Raw genomic sequence first — 21,231 nt, forward strand, 5'->3', positions numbered from 1 at the left:
CTTTCAAGCTCAGAAATTAGCTCCTGTTCTGGCGTTTGCTTTAAATTGCCATTACCTGGAAAACTTCCTTGTCCAAACTCTTCGTACTCTTTTCTCCATTTATACAATTGTGGAGCTATAACTCCTAATTCTCTGGCCAGTTCTGAGATGTTATGTCTCTCATAACTCAATTGAACGGCTTTCTCTTTAAAAGCTCGGTCATAAATTTTACGCACTTGTTTCATAGGTTAAAATTAAGGTTTTATTCTTAACTTTTTATGCAGGTAAAGTTAGCAAGTCCAGTTTCCTGAAAATAAAGGCAATACATTTTAAATAAAAAACATTTATACTTTTATACATATATATTTATATACATATATACATATTTAAATATATTACCCTTTTGTTAGACTATCTTATTCTTCTATTTTACCCGAAATTCTGTAAGTTCGTTTTTCTCCAAATTTTGCTTCAGTATTATAAAACAAACCTGAGAAACTTCCGTCTTTTTGAAGAACTATTGTATTTTGATGTTTGCATAGTAAATCTAAATATTTATTACTATCAGATTCAAATTCGGCTTCAGTAACAGCAATAACTCTTATTTTAGTATATGGATTCATATTTTTTTTTATCATAATTTTAAATTACACAGATAAACTTAGAATACAGGAAAATGTATTTTCTTCACTAATTTCAATAATAAAAGTTATTTCCAAAATTCAATTGCAATAGGCTCGTTACTTTCCATTTCGTCAGTAATAATGTCTATGAGTTCATTTAAACGAATATTAGAATTAACATAAGTTTGGTGTGTGATGTTTTTTATTTTAAATTAAGTTTTTTAATGATGTGTATAGAGTAATGCCTATCACCAAAATTGAATAGCTATTTGATTCTCAATTTTTTGACTTCTCTTTTTTCTAATTCCTGAAAAACATGGTTTGCAAATTTTTTAGATTCATATTCCTCAATGCATGCTACCTCTTTTTCTAAATAGTTTTTTACGATTTCTTTTAATAGTTCGTTAATGTCCATACCGTATTCCTTTGGAAATAATTCTAAACATTTTACTATTTCGTTTAGATCATAAGTTATAATGTCCATATATTTTTTTTCTGCTCTCCAATAGTTTCGCAGAAAATCGCCTGTAACATCTTTGTATTCCATATTTTTATTTTTTTTGAGATTGATTAAAATTAATACTTCTGATAGATTTCGTTTTTTGTGTTGCATCTATTTGATTAAGAAGTTCAAGTTTTTCTTGAGGGCTTCCATTTTTTAGAATGATTTGATTTTTAAATTTTTCAAGTTCTTTCCGGTTATACTTGAAATGTTCGTCGAATGTTTTTTCATTCATATTAATCCATTTAACCCTATCAAATCCAACTTGATACTCATTGTCACCAATTGTTCTACTAGTTGATTTTTCGTTACAGGTAGGGCTTAATTTCAATCTTTGCGTTTTATCTTTTCTGGAAACGATAATGTGTATGTGAGATTGTAAGCCTATTTTATATGTGCCTGAAATTGTTTTTCTATCAAGAACTTCTTTGTCTGTTCCTTTAAATTTTCTAAAATGCTCAATTTTTGCAAAATAGACTAAATCATCTCCCGTTTTAATCCCTTTATCTTGCCGGTTGAAATTTAAAGCATAATTTTCCATTATTTTTTTGCCATATTCTCTAATAAGCTCATTAAATTTTTCGAATTCTCTCAAGTTAAAATCCCAGACACTTGTAATCTCTCTTTTTCCCGATGCCAAAAAAGCAATATGTTCCAATTCATTCTCGCTAAAGCTAATCGTTGGGGCAAAATATTTCGCATCATTTGCACCTAGTTTTCTTCTATTATTATCAATGGTACTAATAGCTTCTATTGTACTAATATTTATTTCTGAATCGTTAAAAAAACTTTGTTTCCTGCTCTCTAGTTGATAAACATCACTCGTCGAAGAAGTTTTTTTAATGATTTTATCTAAATCTTCGTTTTCTTTTTCTAAGTAAGTAGCTAATTTAGAACAACTCCCTTTATTGTCTGAACCGAGTGAACTATGAGGTTTAGATATTGGCATTATGAAAAGATAGATTTAAGTTTATCAATGGTACCGGACTTGTTTTTCTCATCTAATAATAGACAAATAGCAAAAATTGCTTGTCTATTTTTTTCTAATTCAATTGCTATAAGTTTGTTTCTATCAGCATCATTTTTTTTAATTTCATTCATCCTTTCTGAATGCTGATTTAAGAGTTTATTTATTGCATTTATTAATTTAAGAACTTCCTCTTTATGGGAATTTTGATAATTGAAAATATCTTGCCTCAATGGTTTCAAAATATCTCGTTCCTGTACTTTTAGGAAAGAGACAATTCTTTTGTCTAAAGTAGAAATCATTTCAGAAGGATTTTTGTTTACAGCATCTTTAGGATCAATACCTGTTTTTTTGAAATAATAAATCATTTCTTTAACAAGTGAACCCAAGTTCATTCGCAAACTTTCAGATAATTTTCCAAGTTCTGTATGTGCTTTTTCATCTATAATGATACTTTTTTTAGTCATAATTATAATTTTTAAAACTGTTAATCAGTTAGTTATATTTTTATTGTATTTAGATTATAAAATCTTATAAATTTCATTCTTAAAGAAAGCCTTATTTTCAAGGCTTTGGCCTCGCAGAGCAAGTAGGATAGGGGTTTTTCCGCCCCTGTCCTACTTGCTACTCTTTTAGAGACAGTGAGATTGTGTTTCCATAATTATCTCTAAGGTCAAAGACATCAATCAGAAGCTTTAAATTTTTGTTTTTTTGATATAGTAAGTTTATTAATTTATGTTCATTTGAATCAAGTTTTTTTGGAGTGTAATTGATGTTTTCTAAAAAATAGTCAGCAATATCGAAACCATTGTTTCTATCCTCAACATTGCCTTTTAATTCTAATAAATTTGAAATTTGAATATCAAATCCTTTACTTTTAAAATACTCACACTTAGATTTCCAAATACTGAACGGACTTCCATTAGGACCACATACACCCAAATCTGGATATAATATAATTTTTCGTTTTTTTAGAACTTCCATTTTTGTTTCATTTATGCCATTTAGACTACCTGCAGCCAACCAGATATATTTTTTGAATAAAATGCTCATTATACAAGCGGTTTTTTCGGATTCAACTATTGCAATGCTATTTTCGTTACCGTTTATTAAATGTTCGCCGAAAAAGCATTGGCTGAGTTTAAAACCTTTTATTTCATCCCATTTTATTTTTAACGAGTGTACCCAATTAATGTATTTAGTCCTTTTTCCGGATTTATTGTAAATAATTATTTTTCCTCCTCTGATAAGATTTTTTTCATCGATCTGCCAAAATACAGTTCCGAAATGCCAGAAATTTGCAGTTCCTATTTTATATTCATCAACTATTTTTTCTACCTCTTGAATATCAAATTTTGAAAACAGGAAGGATATGAAATTATTTTCTGAATGGTATTTAAAGGTTTCCAGTAAGTCCTTTTCATTATGATATGAAATTTGCTCTTGTTTTACTGATTTGCTTTCGTAGGGAACATGAATTTTATATTCTATGTTATTATCCATAAAATAAAATTTAGGAGTATAGTGATACCCACAATTTATTTCTCTGTCACATCTTCCAACTATTAGAGAAACATATTCGTTTGATTCTACATCAATATAGAGCACCATTGTTTTTTTATTACAGTTTGGACATGGATGTTTTGTTGATTTTTTATGTAATGAATATTTATGCATAATTTACTATGGTTTCACTTTCTTCACTTTCTTCACTTTCCAGTAATAGCAAGGGCTTAACAATGCTACATAGCTTCACTTTGGCTTCATTTTGACTTCACTTTGAAAAGCAATAATGAAATACTAAATTTCACTTTCTTCACTAATTTTGCACTTTCATTTGAATTTAAAACATTGTAAATCAATATTTTAATTATCAAAGTGAAGAAAGTGAAGAAAGTGAAGTCTATACTATTTTCTCATAATTTCCGTGAGCTAGTCTTTTGAATAATTTTGGGTCTTTTAAGTAGGTTTTAAATTGCCTATCAGACACTCGAGATTTGCCTTCAATTAATTTACAAGCTATTTTTATTCCTTCTGCAGTTGTAAAAGTTTTGGGGAGTTCGTTTAAAATATTTTTTTGAAGTTCAGTAAGGGTTTCGAAATAATTCTTTTTTAAAATCTCTGCTCGTACTTGAATAGCATTGTGGTAGAAATAGTCAAATAATTGGATGGCACCTTTAATAGAAGATACATCTACATGGTTTTTTGATTCGCTTTGTACTGTTGAATGAATTAATTGAAGAATTAATGCAAAACGCAGCACATATTGTTGCAGTTTTATTTCTACGCTTCGTTCATAATCAAAGAAAAACTTGTCGGGTCTATTATTTTGCCATCGGAATAAGTACTCTTTTGCATCAGTTTCCATTGTGAAAACATTAGATATATTAGGATCATCGTCCCCTAAATCAATTAAATTATGAATAAGTGTAGTGTAATTATTGAAAAGCACTTTATTTACTTGTTCTATATTCCAACGTAATATTTTCTCCTCGTTTGGATAAACAAACAGTAATCGATCCATAAAGCCATTAGTTGATCTTCCATCTTTTCCAAAATCCTTTAAAACCGAAATTTGAGTGCTACCAATAACGCTTAAGCAAGGATCTTCTAATCTCAGCGATTTCCCTGAAGCTCTATCGGTTGTAATCTGTGTTCCGCTCCATAAACTTAAATAGGTTTCGGCTTCTCCGGAACTATTGTAACGGTTAAAATTCTTTAGCCATCCATTTAATTCATCTACATAAATGCAAATACCTCTCTTGTTAGAACTGTGATTTAGAATTAATGCTTCGGGAGTAAAATCACTTAATAAATACCTCTTTAAGATTGGTTTTTTTTCCTTGTTTTTATGTTCTGAATTTTCAGAATTACTTTTTTCGTATTCAACTAATTGATTTTCATAATCTGCAAATAGCTGACTCTCTTTGATTTGAATAGGGTTGAAGCAAAATTTTAAAGCTTGCGTCTTTGCATCTCCTGGTTGCCCAACAATTACCATAAATAGGTTTACTTTTTCTTGCCATCCATGTTTTACTTCAAGTTTATGTGATTTACCAATTGAAGCCGAAGCAGCCGAAAGAATTCCTGCGCCAAGATAATCTATGGGAAATAGATGCTTATTATGTATCTCTATAATTATCTCTTGTATGGGTTTTGGATAAATTCCGATTGGGAATAAGTTTCCTTGGGTTTCTTTATGTTTCAAAAAATCAATTTCCAGATCAACGATATCAATTCGTCCTTCTTTTTCTGTATCTTTGTTTTGCGAATCAAAGATTTTACCCTTTTTACTTTCCTTAGTAAGAAGGGTTTTGTTTTTTAGATCGATCATAACTCAATTACTATTTTTTTGAGTTTACATAATTTGCTGCTTCTTTTTCGATTTGAGAAACCGATTTTGACTTGTTTTGTAATAACCATTCGTCAATTTCTGTTCTGGTAAAAAACAGTGTACGATTATTGGGTTTAGAATAGGGTAATATATTATGATGTACAAGCTTGTACACATAACTTTTTGAGAACCCCGTGTAGTTTACAACATCATCTACTGTAAAGATTTGTTTGTTAGTCCCAATTATAAGTTTTTCTAATTGGGTTAATTTCTGAATGATAGCATTGCTTTCCATAAGTGATATTTTTTTATCGTTATGGGGCCAAATGTCACTTAAAGTAAACGATGTCAAGGTTAATAGGTTAATTACCTTAACCTAATTTATAATGCATTAAAGATTGATTTTATGACTTCGGCATTTTTTGGAAACATTTTGCTTTTAGAAACAGAAGTATATACTGATCTTGATTTTATTAATCCATTTTTATTTTGAATGTTTTTTGCCCTCTCAATAAATGTTAATGGGATTTTAGTATGTAGAAAATTATTCATTGATTCAATAAAAAAATTAAGTTGGATGTTATCCATTTCAAGATGTATAACAGAGTTATGATCTTGCCAATCTAGTTTTAAAACATCAATAAATTGCTCTAATGTAGTTTTGTGTTGGTCAATAAACATATGTTTTTCTAAACCAAAATAGAGTTTTTTTAAAATTTCATTATCAATATCAATTAGGTAATTTTCATTTTGAATATTAGTTATAGATAAAGAATCTATTTTTTCTTGAATTCTCTCAGACAATATCAGAACATGTTGTAGTTCATTATCTAATGCACTTGAAATAACCTTAAAAAATTCATATTTTTCATTTTTTGCAACATCTATTGTTTGTTCCAAATATTCGTCAATATAAATTCTTAAAGTTAACACGGGATGAAACATGTATGTAAAGATGTTATCTGATAAAACTAATAGTTTTGTTATCAGTGTTGCTTTTGGATATTCTTTTGTTTTCAAAAAATAATCAATTAATGATTCAAGGTTATTTTTATTATTAAAATTAACCCAGTTCGCAGTAACGGGTACAAAGTCATCAAGCTTGTCATCCCTTTGAAGAGATAAATATTCATGTGTATTTAAAATTACGTCACTCTTTGTAAAAAATAATTCTAGTGTATTTTCAATAAATAGATCATTTGGAAGATGATCCATGAGATCACAAAGTAAAAAGTAGAACTGATAATCATTAAGCTTCTTTATTTTCTTTGTAACTGATAGCATATCTTTTTTAGAGTATACATTGTCTTTAATATAATTTAAAGCCTTATGATGTTTGTTTTTAATTTTGAAATATGAATGTAGCATACAATTAATTATTAATGTTAGGGATTAAATTAGCAGCTTCTTTCATCTTAGAATCAATGATTTTAGCATAAATTTCGGTTGTTTTTAATTCTCTGTGGCCAAGCCTTTTTGAAACGGTGTAGATGTCAGCTCCATTTTCTAAAAGTAAGACCGCATTAGTATGTCTCGCACTATGAAATGTAATGTGTTTTGTGATTCCGGCTCTCATGCACCATTTTAATATTTCAGTATTAAAACCAGCTCCATATTTTAAGCCTTTAAAAACCCTCTCGGACGGACTTTCTCTTTCTCCGAGGAGTTTCCTCGCTTCTTCTGAAATATATAAATATTCTACACCATCTGTTTTTTCTTGTCTAAAATTTACTCGGCTAATATCTCCTTCGTCTCTTACTTCTTTCCAAACAAGTGTGTTTATATCAGACCATCTTAAACCAACCAAACATGAAAAGATAAAAGCTCGTTTTAAAACATCATATTTACAAGTGGCTTTATTCAGGGCTACTAACTCATTGTAAGTTAGATACTCTCTTTGACTTTCTCCTTGCTCGAATCCTTTTACTTTTTTGATGGGGTTCATTGTAAGATAGCCATCTTCAAAAGCAGTTCTTATTGCAGCTTTGAATTTATTGTAATAAGAATATTTTGAGTTTTGAGCTAATGGGAGATCGCTTTTAGTTCTAGCGTCTTTGTCCAAATAATTTCGGTATGCTTTTACGAATTCTTCATCAACTTCATCAAAAGTTACATTTGGATTGCAGAATCGTTTAAGATGAAGAAAGGAAGCTGTCCAATTCCCATAATTTTTTGGAGAATCAACACGTTCTTCCGCTTGATTACTATAATATTCTAAAAATAAGGTTTTAGATTTTGTATTGTTTTTGATATCAAATTTGCCTTGAAAGTATTCGGCTTTTCTGATTGATAATATCTGTTCGCTTAAAGTATCAATTTCTTTATTCTCTTTTTTTTCACCGGCAATTTTCGGATCCTGATGTGGATATAATTTTAGATACTCAAAGTCTCTCAAATGAATACGTTTGCCAGCTGCATTAACAGTTGATCCTTTGTAGTATTCAAGATATAAACTATATCTACCATTTTGCAATTTCTTCTTCTTTAAACTAATTATCATAAGGTGTACATTTTTACACCTTATTTTTAATAAGGTGTACTTGAAGTGTAACAAATGTATAAATTAAAGATAATATAAGAAAGTAAAAATACTGCTAAATCAATGGGAGTCAACTAATAGAAAGTAAAAGTGACTTAAAGAAAGTGTGTTTATTTCCCGATGCAGAAATTAGCAAAAATATTACCTAACAATTCATCATTCGTAACCTGACCAGTGATCATCCCAAACTGATACAGCGCTTCTTTAATATCTAATGCCATTAAGTCGCTGGATAAGTTGGTTTCCAAACCGTATTTTACTTTTTGGATTTCGTCTAAAGCTTTTAGTAAAGAATCGTAATGTCTTGAATTAGTTACGATTGTTTCATTATTGCGTAAAGCTCCAGTGTTGACAAACGATAGTAAATGATTCTTTAAATCGTCAACACCCAATTTTTCTTTTGCAGAAATAAGCAAGATTTCAGGAATTTCAGATTTTAGATTTACGATTTCATTTTCTTCTAACTTGTCGGCTTTGTTGCCAATAATAACAAGAGGTTTCAGTGGAAACTGACTTTTTATTTTCTCCATTTCTACTTTTAGCTTTATACCTGAAACTTTAAACTCAGAACTGTCAAAAAGAAATACGACAACTTGTGCCTGTTCTATTTTTTCGAATGTTTTTTTAATTCCAATGCTTTCCACCACATCTTCCGTTTCTCGAATACCTGCCGTATCGATAAATCGGAAGCCAATTCCGCCAATGACCAATTCATCTTCAATTGTATCACGTGTTGTGCCCGCGATCTCTGAAACAATGGCGCGTTCTTCATTCAATAAAGCATTTAAAAGAGTCGATTTTCCTACATTAGGTTCGCCTACAATCGCTACAGGAATTCCGTTTTTAATAACATTTCCTATGGCAAATGAGTCTATTAATCGTTTTAAAACAAATTCAATTCTGTTTACTAATTCATGAAATTGTGTCCTGTCAGCAAATTCAACATCTTCTTCTGCAAAGTCTAATTCGAGTTCAATCAAAGATGCAAAGTTTAAGAGTTCTTCTCTCAGTTTAGCGATTTCGTTAGAAAAACCACCACGCATTTGCTGCATAGCAATTTGGTGTGAGGCTTCGTTATCAGATGAAATTAAATCAGCAACAGCTTCGGCTTGTGATAAATCAAGTTTTCCGTTTAAAAATGCTCGCAACGTAAATTCGCCCGGATCAGCCATACGACAACCGCTTCTAAGCAACAACTGAATGATTTGTTGCTGGATATAAATGGATCCGTGGCATGAAATTTCAATAGTATTTTCGCCTGTATAAGAATTTGGTTCTTTGAAAATTGACACCAGAACTTCATCGAGAGTTTTGGTATTATCCACAATATGGCCCAAGTGAAGGGTATGTGTTTTTTGCGTTGTTAAATTTTTGTTTTTGATAGATCGAAAAACTGAATTACCAATAGTAATGGCATCTTCACCGGAAATCCGAATTACGGCTATTGCTCCGGCTCCCGAAGGAGTTGCTAGTGCCACGATGGAATCTTTAGGTATCATACTTTTATTCAATTTTATGCAAAAGTAAGTAAAATTGACCACGCGACAAGACTTGCTTATTAAACCGTTACCTGTATTTTTAGTTAATAATTTGAGTATGAAATATTTATCCGTATTAATATATTTTTTTGTTGTAATTTTATGTAAATAACTGACAAACAATTAATTAATTAGTATCATGAAGAAAATTCTATTCCCAACCGACTTTTCTGATGTGTCCAAAAATGCATTTATCTACGCATTAAAATTGGCAGATTCCATAGATGCTGAGATTATTACCATTCACGTGTATCATTTACAACAGGTCGGTTATATTAATGTTTCCAAATACCTTCATGAAATTTACGATGTAACGGAGTTAAGTAATTTTGAAAACTACAAAGATGAAGTTCCCATTTTAAGACGGATTGCCGAAGAAAACAATTTGGATAAAGTAAAAATAAGCCATGTTTTAGTTTTAGGGAATTTGATTGATGAAATACAAAAAATAATAAAACATGAAAATGTTGATTTTATTGTTATGGGAACTAAAGGCGCAACCAGTTTAAAAGAGACTTTTTTAGGAACTGTTGCGACAAAAGTGATGAATAACGTAAAAGCAGTGATTTTAGCCATTCCCGAACGCTGTAAATATCAGCCTATAAAAAATTTACTTTTTATTACTGAATACAAATTCGCGGATATTGAATGTTTTACAAGAGTGATGGCTTTAACCAAAATATTACAAGCGCATATTGATTGTTTGCGTGTTCAGTCGCCACATCATGAAAATAAGAATACCGATATGCAGGAATGGAATGAATTAATTAAAAGCCATAACATAGCCTTACATTCCATTTCTGGCGATGATGTTGAAGGTATAATATTAAATTTCATGGATTCCTACAAAATAAATATGATTGCAATGCATGTGTATCATAAAAACTTCTTCGAAAAATTATTTCAAATCAGTCTTTCAAAAAAATTGGCCTTTCACGTGAATGTGCCTATTCTTGCTATTCATGAATAATTCAGTTACGAATGGAATTAATAGTTTATAATTGTCAATATTAATCACATTTAGATAAGTATTTATCATTAACTTTGGTTATTGAACTATTTTAATACTACTAAAATGAAAAAAATTCTATTTCCAACAGATTTTTCTGAGGTGGCCTCAAATGCTTTTGTCCATGCTTTAGAATTTGCAAATATTGTTGAAGGTGAACTCATTTTATTACACACCTTTGAATTGCCAATATATGATAATCAGTTTTTTCCTGAAAATTATGTCGTTATTTATGATTCTTTACAATTGGCAAAATTTAATAAGTTCAAGGATGAAATACCAAAACTCCGTGCAATAGCCGAAGAACATAATCTTGGTAATATCAAGATTTCTCACAGACTTATGGATGGTGATTTACTGTATAATATTAAAAAATCTATAAAGGAAGACAAAATTGATTTTGTAATAATGGGTACTTCCGGCGCTACGGGATGGGATGCGTTTTTCGTTGGCACAAATGCGGGAGCTGTAATCTCTGGAATTGAAGTCCCTATGTTATGTGTACCTGCTGAAGCAAAATTCAAAAAAATTAAGAGTATTGGTTTTACAACCCGATTTAGAACTAAAGATAAAAAAGCTTTGAAAATGGTTTTGGAGATTGCAACAAAAACCAATGCCAAAGTGAAATGTGTCTATGTGAAAACGAATGAATCAGATGTTTCCGAAGAGACAATCGCTAGTTGGGAAGAAGAATTTATGCAAGATCCCATTGAGTTCTTTATTATCAACAGTAATGAAGTGAAAGAAACTATTTTGGACTTTATAATGTACAAAGAGATCGATATTTTGACAATGCTAACCTATAAAAGAGGATTTTTCGAAGGAATATTTAAACCGAGCTTGACGAAAGAAATAGCAACTAATTATGATATTCCAATTTTAGCCATTCATGTTGATTAGTGTATAAATTGAGCTTTACCCCAAATCTAATTTGTTATATTTGTTCTTCATTCAAATGAATTATGGAAATATACAAAGTAAAAAAAGAAGGGTTTTCAGCAGTATTAAATCGAATAAATAAAAAATACAATAGTATCAGCGTCTTAAGATTGCTAGCTATTGTATTTTTTTTGGTAGCCATGTATTATTACATCAAAACTGGTAAAATTATTTGTATTGTTGCCTCTGTTTCTCTTTTTATCGCATTCGTAATATTGATGCGTTTTCACACCAAATTACTTTTTCAAAAACAAGTCAATCAAGCCTTATTAGATATTAATGCAAATGAAATTTCCTATCTGGAAAGAAATAAAATCCCTTTCGAAAACGGACAGGAATTCAATGATTTTCACCATCCTTATGCGTACGATTTAGATATTTTTGGTGAACATTCTTTGTTCCAAAACTTGAATAGAACGGCCACATATATTGGAAAAAAAACATTCGCAAACCAACTGCTAACAATGCTGCCAAATGATGAGATTATCAGAAATCATCAAGCGGTAAAAGAATTATCCGAAAAATTAGATTGGCGTCAGGAGTTTTTGGCTTTTGCCAAAATAAGCAATGACAGCCAATCGAATTATGAGACTTTGCTCAAGTGGAGTACATTTAATAGTACGCCTTTGTCTAAACTTAGTGTTTTTATTTCTTACTTTTCACCACTACTTTTTCTTGGAGTTTTGATTGCCTATGTAGTGACTTCTAACACTATTTTTATTTCCATTTTGTCGTATTTATTTGTATTTAACTTAATCGTTTTGGGTCGGTTTATGAAACGAATTAATGTTGAAATTACTAATTCTACCGATATTGATAAAACCATTCATCAATATAGTTTGTTGTTGCAGAAGATTGAAAATGAATCTTTTCAGTCGGAAAAATTAATCGATTTACAGCGAAAACTAACGTTCAAAAAAGAAAATGCCAGCATTCATTTGAAACAATTGGCCGGTTTGTTTTCAAATATGGATACTATTGGAAATTTCGTAACGGCAATCGTGTTTAATGGAACCTTTCTTTTTAATCTACATGTTTTGAAATCCTTAATTCAATGGAAAATCGACCACACAGCAGCGTTGGAAGATTGGTTAGAAGTGGTTGGTGAATTTGAAATGCTGAATAGTTTGGCGAATATGTCTTATAATAATCCGGAATTTGTATATCCAACATTGAACACGAATTTTGAAATTGATTTCACGGATTTAAGCCATCCGTTATTAAATGAAAAAACCAGAATAGGGAATGAGGTGCGTTTTCATCCTGAATCGTTTATGATTTTAACAGGGTCTAATATGTCCGGAAAAAGTACTTTTCTAAGAAGTTTAGGAATCAATATGGTTTTATCAGGAATGGGTTCGCCGGTTTGTGCCAGTCAAGCAAATGTGCATCCGTTACCGGTTTTAGTTTCAATGCGATTATCGGATTCGTTGTCTGATAGTGAATCGTATTTCTTTGCCGAAATTAAACGCTTAAAGCAAATTATGGACGAGTTAGAAAACAGACCAGCATTTGTGCTACTAGACGAAATATTACGTGGTACCAATTCAGATGATAAACGCAACGGAACAATTGAAGTAGTTAAAAAAGTAATTGGAAACAAAGCTATTGGAGCAATTGCTACACATGATATTGAGGTTTGCCTGACAACGAAAGAATTCCCGAATGTTCTGACTAATAAATGTTTTGAAGTGGAAATTGTCAATAATGAATTACATTTTGACTACAAGTTGCGTGACGAAATTTGTAGAAATAGGAGCGCTACCTTCCTGATGAAAAAAATGGGTGTGATTTAACGCGTTTGCTGTGTTCAGTTTTTTTTTGCGAGAAACGAAGCAAACCTTTAGAACGATGATCTGTTTAAAATTTGAAGAACATAAAGAAAGCAAAAAACCGCAAATTCAAAAAGAAATTGCGGTTTTTTAAATATAAATTGGTTTGGTTAATAGCGTATTTTTAAACTGAATTAGCTGTTCAACATTACGGGCATTACAAGCATGGTTACCGTTTCACCTTCTTCTAATCCATCAACAGGTGTCAGGATTCCGGCTCTGTTTGGCAATGACATTTCAAGCATAATCATATCCGATTGCAAGTTTGTCAACATTTCAGTCAAGAAACGAGAATTGTACCCTATTTGCATATCGTCACCTTGATAATCACAAGTCAATCTTTCTTCGGCTTTGTTTGAATAGTCAATATCTTCCGCAGAAACATTCAACTCAGCGCCCGCAATTTTTAAACGGATTTGGTGTGTTGTTTTATTCGAAAAGATAGCAACACGACGCACAGAACTCAAAAATTGAGAACGGTCAATCATTAATTTATTTGGATTTTCTTTTGGAATTACTGCTTCGTAATTTGGATATTTTCCATCAATTAAACGACACATTAAAACATAATTGTCAAAAGAAAAAGTAGCATTCGAATCGTTGTATTCAATCTTAACTTCAGCATCCGAAGCACCAAGAATATTTTTTAAGATGTTCAAAGGTTTCTTTGGCATAATAAAATCAGCCACTTGAGAAGCCGTTACATCCGTACGCGCATATTTCACTAATTTGTGCGCATCAGTTGCTACAAAAGTCAAACCTTGCGGCGAAAACTGGAAAAATACACCTGACATTACGGGACGTAAGTCATCGTTTCCGGCAGCAAATATAGTTTTGCTAATTGCTGTTGCCAAAACATCAGCAGGAACTAGTGTTACAGATGGGTCATCTAAATTAACCGATTTTGGAAATTCGTCTCCGGGAGCATAAGCCAAAGCATATTTTCCAGAATTAGAACTGATTTCTATCGTACTGTTTTCTTCAACTGTAAAAGTTAACGGTTGTTCAGGGAACGTTTTAAGGATTTCCAAAAGCAATTTTGCAGGGACAGCAACGCTTCCTTTACTTTCTGAATCAATTCCTAAAGTAGCAGACATGGTTGTCTCTAAATCAGAAGCAGAAACCGTCAGCACACTTTGGTCTAAATTAAATAAAAAGTTATCTAAAATAGGCAAAGTATTACTGCTGTTGATTACATTACCTAAAACTTGTAATTGTTTCAATAAGTACGAACTCGATACTATAAATTTCATCTGTTTTGTTTTATTTTTTATGGTATTTCTCTAAATCTGAAATACGATACTTTTTACAAATATATCGTAAACTATTCTAGTTTGGAAACTTTTTTATTAACATCTACTTACAGTATTTTCTTTTTCGAAGGAAAGTAAATACCACACCAAAAAGCACTAAAATAAGAATTGGAAGCCCGATAGTTAGGATTTGTGTTCGGGTGTAGTTTTCATAAACTTTTTCTTTATCCAATAAAGGTAAATCAAGATCTTTACTTCGAATGTTAATAAGTCCCGTATCATCCAATAGATAATTGACACAATTTATCAAAAAATCTTTATTATCATATAAATTACCAGACCTTTGATCATAACCTAATTCTACAGGTTGAAAGTTTTTATCCAATTGGTTTTTTATCAAATCCCCATCTGATATTACAATCATTTTATTCTCTTTTCCCGTGGATTGAAATGTTTTTTGTACAAATGGCAACACTCTATTTTCAAACATGGAATGAAACGAACCTTCCAATAAAACCGATAAAGGAATATTTCCTTTATTTAAATAATCATTTGGCGAAGTTTCTTCGGCAACACTATTGAGGTTTATCTCCGCAGGAGTTCCTATTTTCTTCGAATATTGTGACGATTGCAACAAAATGGTTTTCTTGATTCCGTTTTTCAACGTATCGATTGGATTCGCAAAATCAAATTTGATTCCACCTAAATTTTTAACAATCGAATGTACACTATTTGGATACACTTGCGGCGCAAACTTCCAGTTGAATTCCTGAAATTGAGTCGCACTTCCTTGTTCTCCGGTGGCTAGTTTTATTGGGCTTCCTTGCTCGTCTTTTACTAAATCAGGGTTGATACGGATACCGTATTTAAAGAACATATCATTCAAATTCAAATCTCTCGGATATGCCAAAGTAGAACCTGATGCATTATACAAACTGTCCATTTCTGCCGAAACTTGATCAATCAGCCACACTGTTTTTCCACCGTTAATAATAAATTGATCTAAAACCTGTTTCTCCTCATCTGTAAAAGTTTCAGTGGGTTTTGCAATAATGGCCAAGTCATATTTTTCTAAAGCTTCCAGACTTCCAATAGGATTTTTGGCAACCGAATCTAAAGTAAAAGGGCCAATATGGTAGCTTTCGCGTACTTGCAAAAGAAATTTAGCCATCAAAATATCTTGCAATTCACCATTTCCTTTAATAACTGCAATTTTCTTTTGTTTTGCTTTGGTAATTTTATTCAAGCCTTCGGCAATCGAATATTCCAGGTGCTGAACAGATCCAATAACTTTCTGGGTAGTTGTCGCACCCATAATGTTTTTCAACAAGGGGATATTAACTTCCTTATTGTCATAAACGGCAATTGCCCATGGAAAAACCATCGCTTGGGACTGCTTTCCTTTATCGTCAACGGTTATGTTTATTGGCGTAAGCCCTTTTCGATATAAATCTTTAATATTGTCCATGCTGGCGTCTTTGTTCTCCAATGGATCTACAAATTCAAAAATAATATTGCTATTATACGCTTGAAATTCTTCCAGCAATTGTTTCGTTTCTTGTTGTAACCGTGTAAATTCAGCCGGTAAATCACCTTGCAGATATACTTTTATAGACAACGGATTTTGGACCTGCTTTACGATATTCAAAGAAGTAGGAGAAAGAGTGTATCTATTGTCTTTTGTTAAATCAAAACGATGGAAAAAGGAATTTCCTATTGCATTTATTAGCAGTACAATTGCAAGGATAATCAATACTACTTTTAGGTTATTTTTCTTTGAAGTTGTCATTACGATTTGAAAGATTTTAGATTATAAACTGTCAATGAAAGAAAGACAACGGTTATGCTTGTAAAATATAGAATATCTCTGGTATCTAATACGCCTCGACTCATGCTTTTAAAATGATTTTGCATTCCTAATGAAGCAATTATGGAAGACCAATTTGGAACAACAGCAGCTAAACCTTCAAACCCAAAATAGAAGAAGAAGCATAAAAATACTGCAATAATAAAAGCCACAATTTGATTATCAGATAATGTTGAAGTGAATATCCCAATAGCCGAATAGGCTGCGATCAGGAATAATAATCCAAAATAAGAGCCAATGGTGCTACCCATATCGACATTGCCTTCAGGCATTCCTAAATTAGAAATAACGGCTACATAAATAAATGTTGGGATAATTGCCATTACAATTAAAAGCAAAGCACCAACAAATTTTCCATTTACGATTTGCCAGATACTCAACGGTTTGGTCAGCAATAATTCTAACGTTCCTTGTTTCTTTTCATCCGAAAAACTGCGCATGGTAACCGCGGGAATCAAGAATATCAAAATCCAGGGTGACAAGGTGAAAAATGGAGTCAAATCAGCAAAACCGGTATTCAAAATATTATAATCGCCTTCGAAAACCCAAAGAAACAATCCATTAATAATTAGAAAAATGGCAATGACTAAGTAGCCTATGGGCGAACCAAAAAAGGATTTTATCTCTCGAAGTACTATTGATTTCATTCTTATGTTTATTCGTTGTATTTGTTTATTCGTTGATTTGAAACTGCTAACTGAACACTGATCACTGCAAACTGACCACTTTATCAACGCTCCAAGCTTCTGGTTTATCGTTGAATAATTTCTTGGTGAATGTCCAAACATCGTAAAAAAGTTCAGAATTCCTGTAATTTTCTAAATCGGCTTCGGTTTCCCAATAACTGTAGGTAAAGAAAATGCTTTTGTTATTTTTATCTTGATACAATTCTAAGAAACGATTTCCGGGCGCATTTCGTATTTTATCTTTCATTACCTCAAAGTTTTCTAAAAAAGCAGGAATATGTTCCTCGTGAAAACTCAATTTTACTATTCGTACAAGCATTAGATTTATGATTTTAGATTAACGATTTATGATTTTAGATTTTTTAACTGATTACTAAACACTGCTATCTAAATACTATATTTATAATATCTCTATAATTCAATCCCAGCAAGCTATTGGCAGAACCCACTTTAGAAGGATTGCTTCGAAAAATAGCAATTTCAAGAAAACCGGCTTCATTGAAAATAGCTAATTTTTCTCCTTCATAGGATTTGATCGGATATTTTTCAGAACTCGCAATTGCGGAATAATTGGGCAAAATTGTTTTGATATTTTTAGTTTTCAGAACAATTTCATACGGCCTTCCTTTGGCAACTTCAATAAAATATTTTTTAGAGATATTGGTAATTACATTCCCAAAATGATCGATGTAAATCACATTTCCTTTTAGTGAATTTCCATCTTCTGAAATCGTGGCTTGCAGATTTGTAACCTGCTTAATCGTATTTATTTCTTTACCAATGACATTCATTAATCCTCCTTTGGCTAAATGACAGGCTACTTTTACAAAAACATCCAGATCCGTAGCTTCACTCGGTAGACGATCGTGTATATTAATCGCCACCATTTTTTGTGGAACAATTTTTTGCGAAAGCATGCTTAAAATCCCATTATCGGCGGCAATAAAGTAATGATTGTTCCATTGCATGACAATATGCTGGTTCTCTTTATTGGATTCCATATCCACTCCTACAAGATGAACAGTCCCTTTTGGAAAGCTCGCATACGATGCTCCAATAATGTAACTAGCTTCTAACGTGTTGAATGGGTCTATTTCATGCGAAATATCAATAATTAATGCCTCGGAAAACTCAGACAAAATTTTCCCTTTCAGCGCACCTACAAAGTGGTCTTTCAAGCCATAATCGGAAGTAAGGGTAATTATTGACATAAATTTGTTTAAACTATTGGTGTGATGTAAACCTAATTTTCATTAAATTTGAGAAACGCAAAGCTAATAATAGTAAACTCAAAAAACGAACAACAAAAAACAAATTCCATTTTAAAACAAGAAATTTACCCGACAACCAATTGATTTATAAAAAAATTAATTCTAACTTAAAACTACCTCATTTGAACGAAAGAATAATCGAGCTCATAGACATCGCTCCAAAAGACTTTTGGGGCGCTCAAGACACTCATCTTGAAACAATTAAAAAATACTACCCAAAATTAAAGATTGTCGCTCGGGGAACAACTTTAAAAGCTTTTGGTGAAAAAGAAGTTTTGGACGAGTTCGAAAAACGTTTTCAACGATTAATGCTTCATTTTACACGTTACAATACTATCGATGACAATGTGATTGAGCGCGTTATATTAAGTGATGGCCAACAGGTGGAACGAATGGGCGATCAGAACAAGATTTTAGTACACGGAGTTGGAGGGAAAATTATTAAACCCATGACACCCAATCAACAATTGTTGGTGGATACCATGGAAAAGAATGATATGGTTTTTGCAGTAGGACCTGCAGGTACAGGAAAAACGTATACTGGAGTTGCCATGGCTGTTAAAGCGCTGAAAGAAAAGCAAGTAAAACGTATTATACTCACACGTCCAGCAGTAGAAGCAGGGGAGAACCTTGGTTTTTTACCAGGTGACATGAAGGAAAAATTAGATCCTTACATGCAACCTCTTTATGATGCGTTACGCGATATGCTGCCAAATGAAAAGCTGGAAGATTATATTTTAAAGGGAATTATTCAAATAGCACCACTGGCATTCATGCGCGGAAGAACGCTGGATAATGCTTTTGTAATTTTGGATGAAGCCCAAAACACGACCCATTCGCAAATGAAAATGTTCTTGACGCGTATGGGAAAAAGTGCCAAATTCATGATTACAGGTGATCCTGGACAGGTCGATTTACCCCGAAGAACCATATCCGGACTCAAAGAAGCCTTATTGGTTTTGAAAGACGTTGAGGGAATTGGAATTATATATCTGGATGATAAAGACATAGTACGACACCGATTAGTTAAAAAAGTAATTGATGCCTACAAAATGATTGAGAATAATGATTAAAACAAAAGGAGGCTTTTTTATAAAGCCTCCTTTGCAATTTTTTTTATTAATCCTGAAACATAGTGCTCCAAGTTTTGAATTCTAAATCAGAAAGTGTGTACTGATTTAAACTTTCAATAAAACCTTGATAAGCGGTATTGAATAATGATTTTAGTTTGCAATCGTGTGATTTAAAGAGACAAGGTTTTGAATCACAATTGACGATAGGTGTATCGTCTTTTTCTAATAAATGAATCAAATCGCCTAATCGAATTTCTCTTGCCTTCTCCGAAATTAATATCCCACCATTCTTTCCTCTTTTGGTGAGAATTAATTGATTTGCCGATAAGAATTGAACCACTTTAATAAGATGATTACGCGAAATTTTAAAAGTATTGGCTAAATCATCTAAAGAACTTTGGGGAGTATCATTTTTTTGATTTAAATACATCAAAACGCGCATACTAAAATCGGTAAAGTGATTCAATTTCATATTAAAATTCACTAATTAAGGCTTAATAATTGAGGTCCAAATTCTTCGTATAGAATATTTTCTCTGTTTACGCCAAGTGCAACCAAAGATTGATATTGAACTTTTATAAAAATTGCCGGTCCGCAAATATAATATTTTGCATCCTTAATAAGGATTTCTTCTTTAATTTGATGCAAATCGATTCTTCCCTCGATAGCGTTTGTTGCTGATTCGGGCAAAGTTTCATAAAAAACGAAAGAGGTTAACCACTCATTTTCGTTGTTTAATTCTTCGATAGTATCTTTAAACGCATGAACATTTTCATTGCGACAACTGTGAATCCAAACTGTTTGATTTTTTTGAAGTGAATTTTTATTGGTTTCAACCATACTGATCATAGGAGTAAGTCCAACACCTCCACTAACCAGTACTAGAGGATTTTTTGCGTCTGGATCGGCAAAAAACACCCCAGATGGTGCACTAACTTCAATACTATCACCTTCCTTTTTGTTATGTAAAGCATTGGAAACAATTCCATCAGGCGATGTGTTTTGACTAATTTCTTTTTTTACTGAAATTCTATAATATTCATTATTGGAATAAGAAGACAGGCTATATTGTCTAGGCTGTTTATGACCTAATTCAGAAATAAACGTACTCACTGATATAAATTGACCCGGATAGAAATCAGCAATTTCTTTGTTGTCTTCCGGCTTAAGATAAAATGAATTAATTTCCTCGCTTTCTTTTACAATTTTGGAGATTATGAAGGTTCTCCAGCCTTTCCATCCTCCTTTTTTATTGATTGTTTTTTGATACATTTTAGCTTCAATACTAATCATTATTTGAGCTAACTCATTGTAAGCACAGGTCCAGGCTTCAATTAATTCTACCGTTGCGAGATCACCTAGTACTTCTTTTATCGATCCGATTAAATGATTTCCAACAATGTCATATTGCTCTGGTTGAATATTTAAACTTACATGTTTATTTCCAATTGATTTTAACGTATTGATCAAAACACTAGGGTTTTCTATGTTTTCAGCATAAGCAAGAACAGCTCCACTCAAAGCATTTTGTTGTTTTCCACTAGCTTGATTTGCCATGTTAAAAAGGTTTTTCAACTCGGGATTATTGGATAACATTCTTTGGTAAAAATAGGATATCAAATCATTTCCATTTGTTCTTAAAATTGGCACAGTTGCTTTTATTAATTCTTTTTGACTTGCATTCATGGTATTACAATTTATTTTTTTACAAAGATAGTATTCATTTTTTATATTGTTGCATTTTAAATACAACAAATAAATTAAATTTATTTTTCAAAATATAGTTAAGAAAGATTAACCTAAACTTTTTATAAATTTT

The 21,231-nt window shown here is 31.7% G+C and carries 22 protein-coding genes; 4 read left to right on the forward strand and 18 right to left on the reverse strand.

Going from position 1 to position 21,231, the window contains the following annotated elements; genetic code table 11:
• The 11 genes from ACNQGJ_RS16400 to mnmE all read right to left on the reverse strand — a co-directional run.
• Positions 1-224, reverse strand: a 224-nt coding sequence (locus ACNQGJ_RS16400; protein WP_417975008.1) for a transposase, incomplete at its 3' end; no start/stop codon positions are given.
• A gap of 171 nt (positions 225-395) precedes the next feature.
• Entirely contained in the window at positions 396-602 is a 207-nt protein-coding gene (locus ACNQGJ_RS16405) for a hypothetical protein (RefSeq protein WP_417975007.1), read from the reverse strand.
• 265 nt (positions 603-867) lie between these two features.
• On the reverse strand, positions 868-1,149 hold the full coding sequence (locus tag ACNQGJ_RS16410; RefSeq protein ID WP_417975005.1) for a hypothetical protein: 282 nt from the start codon (positions 1,147-1,149) through the stop codon (positions 868-870).
• Positions 1,150-1,153: 4 nt separating this feature from the next.
• Complete coding sequence (locus ACNQGJ_RS16415) at positions 1,154-2,053, reverse strand: DUF5712 family protein (protein WP_417975003.1); 900 nt, start codon at positions 2,051-2,053, stop codon at positions 1,154-1,156.
• Positions 2,053-2,538, reverse strand: a complete 486-nt coding sequence (locus ACNQGJ_RS16420) for a BfmA/BtgA family mobilization protein (protein WP_417975001.1) — start codon at positions 2,536-2,538, stop codon at positions 2,053-2,055. Before ACNQGJ_RS16420 ends, ACNQGJ_RS16415 begins: the two co-directional genes overlap by 1 nt.
• 157 nt (positions 2,539-2,695) lie before the next feature.
• Complete coding sequence (locus tag ACNQGJ_RS16425; RefSeq protein ID WP_417974999.1) at positions 2,696-3,748, reverse strand: DUF6371 domain-containing protein; 1,053 nt, start codon at positions 3,746-3,748, stop codon at positions 2,696-2,698.
• A gap of 226 nt (positions 3,749-3,974) precedes the next feature.
• Entirely contained in the window at positions 3,975-5,405 is a 1,431-nt protein-coding gene (locus tag ACNQGJ_RS16430) for a DUF3987 domain-containing protein (protein ID WP_417974997.1), read from the reverse strand.
• 10 nt (positions 5,406-5,415) lie between these two features.
• Positions 5,416-5,700 (reverse strand): helix-turn-helix transcriptional regulator, encoded by a 285-nt coding sequence (locus ACNQGJ_RS16435; RefSeq protein ID WP_417974995.1) that lies wholly within the window; start codon positions 5,698-5,700, stop codon positions 5,416-5,418.
• A gap of 86 nt (positions 5,701-5,786) precedes the next feature.
• Entirely contained in the window at positions 5,787-6,773 is a 987-nt protein-coding gene (locus ACNQGJ_RS16440; protein ID WP_417974993.1) for a hypothetical protein, read from the reverse strand.
• Positions 6,774-6,777: 4 nt separating this feature from the next.
• A complete protein-coding gene (locus ACNQGJ_RS16445) occupies positions 6,778-7,905 on the reverse strand; it encodes a tyrosine-type recombinase/integrase (RefSeq protein ID WP_417974991.1) in 1,128 nt (375 codons plus the stop codon).
• Between the two features lie 149 nt (positions 7,906-8,054).
• Complete coding sequence (gene mnmE / locus ACNQGJ_RS16450) at positions 8,055-9,443, reverse strand: tRNA uridine-5-carboxymethylaminomethyl(34) synthesis GTPase MnmE (RefSeq protein ID WP_417974989.1); 1,389 nt, start codon at positions 9,441-9,443, stop codon at positions 8,055-8,057.
• A gap of 178 nt (positions 9,444-9,621) precedes the next feature.
• On the opposite strand from mnmE, the gene ACNQGJ_RS16455 reads away from it, so the two are divergent.
• The 3 genes from ACNQGJ_RS16455 (at position 9,622) to ACNQGJ_RS16465 (ending at position 13,226) form a co-directional block, all read left to right on the forward strand.
• Complete coding sequence (locus tag ACNQGJ_RS16455; protein ID WP_417974988.1) at positions 9,622-10,452, forward strand: universal stress protein; 831 nt, start codon at positions 9,622-9,624, stop codon at positions 10,450-10,452.
• Between the two features lie 105 nt (positions 10,453-10,557).
• Positions 10,558-11,391 carry a universal stress protein gene (locus tag ACNQGJ_RS16460; RefSeq protein WP_417974986.1) on the forward strand — a complete coding sequence of 278 codons (834 nt, stop codon included), beginning with the start codon at positions 10,558-10,560 and terminating at the stop codon, positions 11,389-11,391.
• 62 nt (positions 11,392-11,453) lie between these two features.
• On the forward strand, positions 11,454-13,226 hold the full coding sequence (locus ACNQGJ_RS16465) for a MutS-related protein (RefSeq protein WP_417974984.1): 1,773 nt from the start codon (positions 11,454-11,456) through the stop codon (positions 13,224-13,226).
• Between the two features lie 170 nt (positions 13,227-13,396).
• Here the strand turns inward: ACNQGJ_RS16465 and dnaN are convergent, their stop codons facing one another.
• The 5 genes from dnaN to ACNQGJ_RS16490 form a co-directional block, all read right to left on the reverse strand.
• Positions 13,397-14,515: a DNA polymerase III subunit beta gene (gene dnaN, locus ACNQGJ_RS16470; protein WP_417974982.1), complete on the reverse strand. Its 1,119-nt coding sequence runs from the start codon at positions 14,513-14,515 to the stop codon at positions 13,397-13,399.
• A 103-nt stretch (positions 14,516-14,618) separates the two neighbouring features.
• On the reverse strand, positions 14,619-16,304 hold the full coding sequence (gene gldG / locus ACNQGJ_RS16475; protein ID WP_417974980.1) for a gliding motility-associated ABC transporter substrate-binding protein GldG: 1,686 nt from the start codon (positions 16,302-16,304) through the stop codon (positions 14,619-14,621).
• Entirely contained in the window at positions 16,304-17,029 is a 726-nt protein-coding gene (gene gldF, locus ACNQGJ_RS16480) for a gliding motility-associated ABC transporter permease subunit GldF (RefSeq protein ID WP_417974978.1), read from the reverse strand. The genes gldG and gldF overlap by 1 nt, the downstream gene beginning before the upstream one ends.
• Positions 17,030-17,090: 61 nt before the next feature.
• Positions 17,091-17,387, reverse strand: coding sequence for a putative quinol monooxygenase (locus tag ACNQGJ_RS16485; RefSeq protein WP_417974976.1), 297 nt, complete (start codon positions 17,385-17,387; stop codon positions 17,091-17,093).
• Positions 17,388-17,451: 64 nt separating this feature from the next.
• Positions 17,452-18,279, reverse strand: a complete 828-nt coding sequence (locus ACNQGJ_RS16490; RefSeq protein ID WP_417974974.1) for an SAM hydrolase/SAM-dependent halogenase family protein — start codon at positions 18,277-18,279, stop codon at positions 17,452-17,454.
• 182 nt (positions 18,280-18,461) lie between these two features.
• Between ACNQGJ_RS16490 and ACNQGJ_RS16495 the strand changes: the two genes are divergently transcribed.
• Entirely contained in the window at positions 18,462-19,412 is a 951-nt protein-coding gene (locus tag ACNQGJ_RS16495; RefSeq protein WP_417974972.1) for a PhoH family protein, read from the forward strand.
• A 46-nt stretch (positions 19,413-19,458) separates the two neighbouring features.
• Here the strand turns inward: ACNQGJ_RS16495 and ACNQGJ_RS16500 are convergent, their stop codons facing one another.
• Both ACNQGJ_RS16500 and hmpA read right to left on the reverse strand, forming a co-directional pair.
• Positions 19,459-19,884 carry an Rrf2 family transcriptional regulator gene (locus ACNQGJ_RS16500; RefSeq protein WP_417974970.1) on the reverse strand — a complete coding sequence of 142 codons (426 nt, stop codon included), beginning with the start codon at positions 19,882-19,884 and terminating at the stop codon, positions 19,459-19,461.
• A gap of 11 nt (positions 19,885-19,895) precedes the next feature.
• A complete protein-coding gene (gene hmpA, locus ACNQGJ_RS16505; protein ID WP_417974968.1) occupies positions 19,896-21,098 on the reverse strand; it encodes an NO-inducible flavohemoprotein in 1,203 nt (400 codons plus the stop codon).
• Positions 21,099-21,231: the final 133 nt, after the last annotated feature.

The sequence above is a fragment of the Flavobacterium cryophilum genome, assembly GCF_048286555.1.
Classification (GTDB): domain Bacteria; phylum Bacteroidota; class Bacteroidia; order Flavobacteriales; family Flavobacteriaceae; genus Flavobacterium.